The organism is Alkalinema pantanalense CENA528 (assembly GCF_050753345.1).
GTDB classification, from domain to species: domain Bacteria; phylum Cyanobacteriota; class Cyanobacteriia; order Leptolyngbyales; family Leptolyngbyaceae; genus Alkalinema; species Alkalinema pantanalense.
Map to the genome: position 1 here is coordinate 38,906 of NZ_JBLZFX010000047.1, position 6,000 is coordinate 44,905.

5 protein-coding genes are annotated in these 6,000 nt (G+C 49.6%); 3 read left to right on the top strand and 2 right to left on the bottom strand.

Annotated features, from left to right (window positions below; all coding sequences use genetic code 11):
• Positions 1-253: 253 nt before the first annotated feature.
• Positions 254-472 (bottom strand): hypothetical protein, encoded by a 219-nt coding sequence (locus ACN4EG_RS15905; protein WP_431630851.1) that lies wholly within the window; start codon positions 470-472, stop codon positions 254-256.
• Positions 473-912: 440 nt separating this feature from the next.
• Entirely contained in the window at positions 913-1,995 is a 1,083-nt protein-coding gene (locus tag ACN4EG_RS15910; protein ID WP_431630852.1) for a DUF3474 domain-containing protein, read from the bottom strand.
• Between the two features lie 280 nt (positions 1,996-2,275).
• Between ACN4EG_RS15910 and ACN4EG_RS15915 the strand changes: the two genes are divergently transcribed.
• The 3 genes from ACN4EG_RS15915 (at position 2,276) to ACN4EG_RS15925 (ending at position 5,902) form a co-directional block, all read left to right on the top strand.
• Positions 2,276-2,551, top strand: coding sequence for a hypothetical protein (locus tag ACN4EG_RS15915; RefSeq protein WP_431630853.1), 276 nt, complete (start codon positions 2,276-2,278; stop codon positions 2,549-2,551).
• Between the two features lie 146 nt (positions 2,552-2,697).
• A complete protein-coding gene (locus ACN4EG_RS15920; RefSeq protein WP_431630855.1) occupies positions 2,698-3,984 on the top strand; it encodes a M16 family metallopeptidase in 1,287 nt (428 codons plus the stop codon).
• A gap of 82 nt (positions 3,985-4,066) precedes the next feature.
• Positions 4,067-5,902: a tetratricopeptide repeat protein gene (locus tag ACN4EG_RS15925; protein WP_431630857.1), complete on the top strand. Its 1,836-nt coding sequence runs from the start codon at positions 4,067-4,069 to the stop codon at positions 5,900-5,902.
• Positions 5,903-6,000: the final 98 nt, after the last annotated feature.

Sequence of the window (6,000 nt, forward strand, 5' to 3'; positions counted from 1 at the left end):
AATTCTTTCAAAATCCCCCTTATTTCTAGGGCAGCGGCGCGTAGTGCGAGGATTTAGGGGAATTGAACGATTTGCAAGCACAAATATGCTTGTCCTAACGATAATATGCTTGTCCTAACGATTTTGGCTACCGCCATCTCCTGATTAATCACATTTTCTCCTCTTTTCTCCAGTTCCCCCCCTTAATAAGGGGGCCAGTAATAAGGGGGGCCAGGGGGGATCTACAAGCCTCGGGAAAACAGTTCGATCGCGCCTACCCTACAGATCGATCGCGCTCCATCATGCTCACATACTGCCAATCTGAACCGGGCACAGGCATCGGCGGACTCCAGCGCACTCGGTCACTAAACCGCAAAGCATGCAATTGGTTAATCGCGGACTGCACCTCTTCACGAGTGCCAAATAAATAAAATCGAAACGGTCTACGCTCCGGATCGGTGACACGATCGGAACCATCAAAACCAATAAACATGGGAATTTCCCCTCAATGAGGTGACAGGAAGAAACCCCAAAAACTAAGGCCACCCTTTGCGCAGGACAAGTAGGGTGGCCCGATCGAATGTTAAAATCCGTCTCAGACCGCCTCGCTGCCTCTTTCAGCTTGGGGGTTTAGCTGCCCACGGTTGGTGCGAACAACTCTGGGTAGCGCCTTATTTTCTGGGAAACTAGCTGGCTCGACACTCAGCTATGAAAACTAAGCCTATGGACAAAGCCCGTCTCTGTCAACCGTATTTCGATAATTTACAATCCCGTGATATCTAGCAACATGCGTTCGCCAGCATGTCATATGGCAACAGAAACTCCCCCGCTTTTGCCTCAATGCCAAAACTGCCAAAAAAAAGAGGACGATCGAATCGTCCTCCTGCACCAAAAATAAATTCTCAACTCAAACCATCTTGAGTTCAATCAACGCTAGTTCAATGAACCCTTAGACGGATTGCTAGGAGATTGGTAATAAATCTTGCTGCCCTCATCCGCAATGAAGTGACAAGCAAAGTAGGAATTCCAGAACGATGTCCAGATTGACTCATCCGACTTGCGGTAATAGTCACCCAACAACGGCTTAATTGCTTCCGTCGCCGTCTTCAGACGGTAGTGTGGCATATTTGAGAAAATGTGATGGGCAACGTGAGTCCCAATGTCATGGTGAATCCAGTTGATAAACCCATAATCTCGATCGATCGTCGAAAGGGCACCCTTTAGGAAATACCAATCATCCCCCCGATACCAAGGAATATCTGCCTCCGTGTGATGCAGGAATGTCACTAAATCCAACCACATCACAAACACAATATAACCACCCACATAGTACTTCAGCAGAAACACTAAACCGTAGGTGACTCCCAACCAACCCAGAAACGCAATCATCGCGCCCCAGCACAGCGTACTGACAATCACATCATTGCGCTCAGACGGCTTGAACAGAGGGCTGCTAGGCAAAAAGTGCGAACCCTTCTTACCCGGCGATCGACGGAACAAATAAATCGGGTAGGCCAACAAGGGCAAATAGAACCGAATCAGTTTCTCCAGAAAGCCCATTTGGTTATATTTGCTTTCCGTAATCGGGTACCAACTCTCATCGGTTTCAATATTACCCGTATTGGAATGGTGGGTGCGATGGCTAATCCGCCAACCATGGAACGGTACCAAAATCGGACTGTGGGACAAATGTCCGATTAAATTGTTCAGCCACTTATGTTTCGAGAAGGAACCATGGCCGCAGTCATGCCCGACCACAAATAAAGCCCAGAACATCGTGCCCTGAGCCAGCCAAAAAATCGGAAAAAACCACCAAGAATCGATCGTAGCCGCCGCCGCACAGAGCGCAGCAATGACCCCTAAATCCCAAAAAAAATAGGCCATCGATCGCCAAGTCGAAGGCCGAAAACACTCATCCGGGATTGCATTGCGGACATCTGCCAGGGTAAACGGTAGATCCTGAGAACGGGTTGAAGGATTCGGTAAAGTTTGCACGTAGCACCAAAAGTCAAACATCTTCGCTATCTTATCGCGCTTAGTAGAGAGAAATGTAAAGAAAGTGGGGAATTTCGTCACAATAATCCTCCAATACGCCCCCAGGTATGCTTCACTACCCCTCTGCCCCTCCTGCCCACCCTCCCTATCCCCAATCCCGACAACGCAACCTAGACCCAAACCCCTCTATGATCAGGCTTGCTATGATCAGGCTGAGCCAGATTCGGTTTGCAACTGGTTAATGGCTGAATTTTACTGGCTGAGTTTTGGCTGAATTTGTTAGTGGAGGGGCGAGCACTCAATGTTTAAGGTCATTACACGCGGATTTTCCCAGGAATTCGATCGCTGGAGTGATGCCCTAGAAACGGCCAATGGCCTCATTCCCAACTGCAAAGGCTTCTTCGATGAGATCCGGATCCTGGAGCGTGGCGAAGTTGTCTGGGCCTATACCCGCTGGCATAAGTACCCGCAGTATGTCGGCCCCGGCACCTATAACCGTCTAGCACGGCGCTTTTTGCTGGAAAATAGCCTCGAACCAGATGCTGAAGGTTTAGGGCATTCTTCAGGACGCCCTTAGACAACCCCGCGATCGAACCGCCCGATCGGGCAATTCCTGACAAATCCTCCCCGAATTCGTCCCAGGAGCAGGCCATTGTCCTTAGAAGGAGCCATCCGTCTTCGTATAATGGATAGATCTGTGTTATGCCTTGAGGTTTCCGCTCCGTGACTCAAACCATTGATCTCGCCCAAAATCGATCGGTCCACCGTACCGTCCTGAGTAACGGTATCGTCGTTCTCGTCACGGAAAATCCCGCTGCCGACATCATCGCCGCTCGTCTGTTTCTCCAGGGCGGGCACCGATCGGAAGCCGTTCATCAAGCTGGACTCTGTCATTTGGTCGCCTCCGTCATCACCAAAGGAACCCAGAGCAAGTCCTCCATGCAGATTGCTGAGCAGGTGGAATCCGTCGGCGCAAGCTTAGGAGTCGAAGCCTCGTCTGACTATTTTATGACTAGTGTAAAAACAGTTTCTGCGGACTTCCCAGAAATTTTTGCATTAGCAGGAGAAATCCTACGATCGCCCAGCTTTCCCGAAGCAGAGGTGGAACTGGAACGGAAGCTTACCCTCCAAGCCATCCTCTCCCAGCAGGAACAACCCTTTGCTGTAGCCATGGAGAAGTTGCGGCAAGCGCTCTATGGCAACCATCCCTACGCCTACACTAGCGTCAGTACGGCAGAAACGATCGCGACCATTAGCGCCCAAGACCTGCACCACTACCACAAAACTTGGTTCCGGCCTGACCACCTCGTGATCAGCATTGCAGGGCGGATTGATCCCAAAACCGCGATCGCGCAGGTGGAGGCTGTATTTGGAGACTGGGCCATTCCGACGGAACTTCAGCCGACGGTGTCCTTGCCTGCGATCGAGACTGAGCCAGCCCGTGTCTTGACCCCCCAGGAAACGCAACAGTCCATTATTATGTTGGGCTATCTCGCGCCTGCCATGAGTTCGGATTTAAACAGCCTGACGGAGTTTGCAGCCCTTAAGCTACTCTGCACATATTTAGGGAACGGCTTGTCCAGTCGGTTGTTTGTGGAATTGCGGGAAAAGCGGGGGCTGGCCTATGAGGTTTCGGCGTTCTATCCAACTCGCTTAGAGACTTCCCATTTTGTGGCCTATATGGGGACTGCCCCGGAAAATACCCAGACGGCGTTGGATGGCCTGAAGACGGAGATCGATCGCCTCGCTGCACACACCCTGCCCAACGAAGAATTGCAAACGGCTAAAAATAAGGTACTGGGGCAGTATGCCTTGGGTAAGCAAACCAACGGTCAAATTGCCCAAACGTTGGGGTGGTATGAGTTTCTAGGCGTAGGGGTGGATTTCGATCGGCATTTCCCATCGGCTATAACCGCTATCACGCCGGACATTGCCCAGGCAGCCGCCGAAAGTTACTTGGGTCACCCCTGCGTTTCTCTCCTTGGCCCGGAATCTTGGATCACCCTGTAGTCTGCTGAGTTCTTCCTGAACGCATAGGTTCTGAGATGTTCAATTTATGGAGGAATAGGCAGTAAGAGGACTAGAAATGTCAATGGCTGGAAAGTTATCCCTGGGGCTGTGGGTAAGCTTGATGGGTGTTGCGATCGCTCCGGGAATCGTGGTGTTGCCTGCACCTGTGGCGATCGCGCAAACCAGTCCTATTGCCCAAAAAGCAGAAGCCGATGCCCTTCGAGCCAGCGAAGCTGAGCGACTCCTTCAGCAAGGCATTCAACAATTTGACATCAGTCAGGTCGAAGCTGCATTACAATCCTGGCAACAGGCATTAACGCTTTATCGATCTGTCAAAGATCGATTGGGAGAAGGCAACGCTCTCGGCAATCTGGGAAATGCTTACCACGCGCTGGGCAACTATCCTAAGGCCATTGAATATCAGGAACAAAGTTTAGCCATCAAGCAGCAAATCAAAGACCGACAGGGGGAAAGCAACTCGCTCGGTAATTTGGGACTTGCTTACCAGGCAATGGGCAACTATCCCAAGGCCATTGAATATCAGGAACAAGCTTTAGCTATTAAGCGGCAAATCAAAGACCAATGGGGAGAAGGTAACGCTCTCGGCAACTTGGGACTAGCTTACCAGTTGCTGGGCAACTACCCCAAGGCCATTAAATATCAGGAACAAAGTTTAGCCATTGCGCAGCAAATCAAAGACCGACGAGGGGAAGGCAAATCTCTCGGCAATCTAGGACTGGCTTACTATGCGCTGGGTAACTATCCTAAAGCCATTGAATATCACGAACAAAGTTTAGCCATCAAGCAGCAAATCAAAGACCGACAGGGGGCAGGTAACTCGCTCGGTAATTTAGGACTGGTTTACTATGCACTGGGTAACTATGCCAAGGCCATTGAATATCAGGAACGAAGTTTAGCCATTAAGCAGCAAATCAAAGATCGTCTAGGGGAAGGCAACTCTCTCGGCAATCTGGGACTGGCTTATGATGCAGTGGGCAACTATGCTAAAGCCATTGAATATCACGAAAAAAGTTTTGCTATTGCGCGGCAAATCAAAGACCGACTAGGGGAAGGCAACTCTCTTGGCAATCTGGGACTGGTTTACCACGCGATGGGCAACTATGCTAAAGCCATTGAATATCACGAACAACATTTAGCCATTGCGCGGCAAATCAAAGACCAACGGGGGGAAGGCAACTCTCTCAGCAATCTGGGAACTGCCTACTATGCGCTAGGTAACTATGCCAAGGCTATTGAATATCAGGAACAAAGTTTAGTCATCAAGCGGCAAATCAAAGACCAACGGGGGGAAGGAAGCTCTCTCAGCAATCTGGGAACTGCCTACTATGCGCTAGGTAACTATGCCAAGGCTATTGAATATCAGGAACAAAGTTTAGTCATCAAGCGGCAAATCAAAGACCAACGGGGGGAAGGAAGCTCTCTCAGCAATCTGGGAACTGCCTACTATGCGCTAGGTAACTATGCCAAGGCTATTGAATATCAGGAACAAAGTTTAGTTATCACGCGGCAAATCAAAGACCGACTGGGAGAAGGAAGCTCTCTCGGCAACCTAGGAATTGCTTACGATGCGCTGGGTAACTATGCCCAAGCCCTTGAATATTATGAACAAAGTTCAGCCATCAAGCGGCAAATTAAAGACCGATGGGGAGAAAGTATATCTCTCAGTAATCTAGGTCTGACCTTATTCAAACTGAATCGACTGAGAGAGGCAGAATCCATTTTACGGACTGCTATCACTATTCAAGAGTCTCTGCGAGCAGGATTGAGCGATCGGAATAAAATCTCCATTGCTGATACCCAGCGAAACGCCTATATCAATCTCCAACAAGTCCTTAGGAGATTTCCAGGAACAAATCTACCCAGCAGCAGGTTGAATCAGGATGTCCCATTTGGGTAAATCTGGATTGCGCTGCAAACGAGTTTCAATTTCACGCATCGCTGATTTTGAGAGTGAGATTCCTTTAACATAAGTATTTGGGTTAAACACAACGATGG

What these genes read in the sequence shown, in the direction of transcription:
- ACN4EG_RS15905 (WP_431630851.1), bottom strand. Translation starts at nt 472, where the DNA reads ATGTTTATTGGTTTTGATGGTTCCGATCGTGTCACCGATCCGGAGCGT.
- ACN4EG_RS15910 (WP_431630852.1), bottom strand. Translation starts at nt 1,995, where the DNA reads ATGTTTGACTTTTGGTGCTACGTGCAAACTTTACCGAATCCTTCAACC.
- ACN4EG_RS15915 (WP_431630853.1), top strand. Translation starts at nt 2,276, where the DNA reads ATGTTTAAGGTCATTACACGCGGATTTTCCCAGGAATTCGATCGCTGG.
- ACN4EG_RS15925 (WP_431630857.1), top strand. Translation starts at nt 4,067, where the DNA reads ATGGCTGGAAAGTTATCCCTGGGGCTGTGGGTAAGCTTGATGGGTGTT.